The 1,665-nt window shown below is 68.7% G+C and carries 1 protein-coding gene; it reads right to left on the bottom strand.

Annotated elements, in window-relative coordinates; all coding sequences use genetic code 11:
* Window positions 1-105 precede the first annotated feature (105 nt).
* Window positions 106-1,443, bottom strand: a complete 1,338-nt coding sequence (locus I6U14_RS17125; protein ID WP_296900933.1) for a four-carbon acid sugar kinase family protein — start codon at window positions 1,441-1,443, stop codon at window positions 106-108.
* Window positions 1,444-1,665 lie beyond the last annotated feature (222 nt).

The raw sequence follows: 1,665 nt of genomic DNA, 5'->3' as shown, positions 1-1,665 counted from the left end.
GCCGCGCGCCACCGGTCGCTGGGGGGGCGGCATCCTTGCCGCGACGTCCAGCTGGCGGGGCTCTGGAAACCGTCGCGGCAGGGATGCCGCTCCCACGCGCCGCGATCACTGTGGGGCCGTGCTCATGATCCTGTAGACCTCGGTCAGCGACTCATCGCCGCCGACATTGCCGGGGAAGATCACCACCGGCAGGTCCGGGAAGCGCGGGTGGTCCGCCGGGCAGCGCACCACGGAACAGCCGGCTCGCACCTGGCCCAGCACCCGGGCGGTGGTGAGCGCGAGGCCCTTGCTCAGGGTATCGTTGGAGGTGATGCCGCCCTTGCTGATGAGAAAGCCGATGTCCGGAGGCAGGCTCTGCACGATGCGCACCAGGAGGTCCGACACCTGCTCGCCGAAGACCAGGCGCTCGGCCTTGCTTGGGAAGCGGTGCTCGCCGCGGCTGGTGTAGAGCACCGCACCACGGCCCTCGGCCGCGGCCGCCTCCACACCGGCGATTAGGTCCGCAATCAGTGCGTCGGGCGCCTCCAGTCGGCCCAGGTCCACCTCCAGCGCAGCAATGTCAGTATTGCCGGTCAGATGTTCCAGCTGACGAGTCGACTTGCCGACATGGCTGCCCATGAGCACCACACCAGGGCGCACGCTGCGGGTGAACTGCCCCATGTCGGCGGGCGCGACCGGCTGGGGTGGAAGTGCGGCGAGGGAGGTCAGCAGGCTCGCGGCGCTGCGGAACAGGAAGCGCTTGCCCTGGGCCGTCGCGGCGAGCACGGCGGCGGCGAAGGCGTCGAGGTCCGACTGCTGCTCCGCGTCCACGGCACAGCAGGCGTTGCCGGCCAGGTTCAGCAGCCTCGCCGTCAGCCGGTCCTGGTCTCCACGCAGGTCGTCGAGCCCGAAGTGCTCCACCGCCCCCGCCGGGATACGACCGCCGGTCTTCTCTTCGACGTAATCGGGCAGGAAGGCCGTGCTGAAGCCGAACACCGAGTCGCGGGCAAACTCGGTCTCGTGCACCGGCACGGGCTGCTCATCGACGATGAGATAGTGCGTGCCGCCGCGGGTGATGCGCCCGCCCTCGAAGAAGGCCGGCACCAGGAAGTGGGCGTCGAAGGGGCCGAGCTCGGCGGCGATGACGTCTGTTTCCACGGGATAGTGGCCGCGGAGCGTGCTGTCCGAACGGCTCAAGATGACGGGCTGCACCGGCGCGCCGGCGGCCTCCAGGTCCGCGAGCGCTAGGCGCAGGTTGACGCAAATATCCCGCGTTACCGTTGCCGCACGATCCGCATCCATGCCGCGGGTGTTGCTGAGCACGAAGAACAGCGGGGAGTCGTCTTTTAATGCCCGGGTCAGCGTGCGCACGTCCCAGCGGGTCAGCAGCAGACAGCCGTGGACGGTCTGCGAGCCGGTGGGGTCGTCGTCGATGGCAACAATCTTGACTGTTGGGACGGTCATATTCACTCGGGGCCGGGAGTTTCTTGAGCGATCGGAGCCTTTTCAAACACGGGGCCGAGGGCCGAGGGAAAGCCGGCAGCCGCTCAGCCCCCAGCCCTTGCCCCGAAGCTAACGCCCCAAGAGTCGCTCAACACGCCCGACCAACGCCTCGCCCGTGATGCCGTTGTAAGCCATAATCTCCGCCGGGCTCGCGGTGGTCTCGCCACGCTGCCAGGCGATGAG

This window comes from Thiohalocapsa sp. (assembly GCF_019695415.1).
Lineage (GTDB): Bacteria > Pseudomonadota > Gammaproteobacteria > Chromatiales > Chromatiaceae > Thiohalocapsa.
Note: the sequence above shows the minus strand (reverse complement) of the source record. Positions and strands in the feature narration are given on the sequence as shown.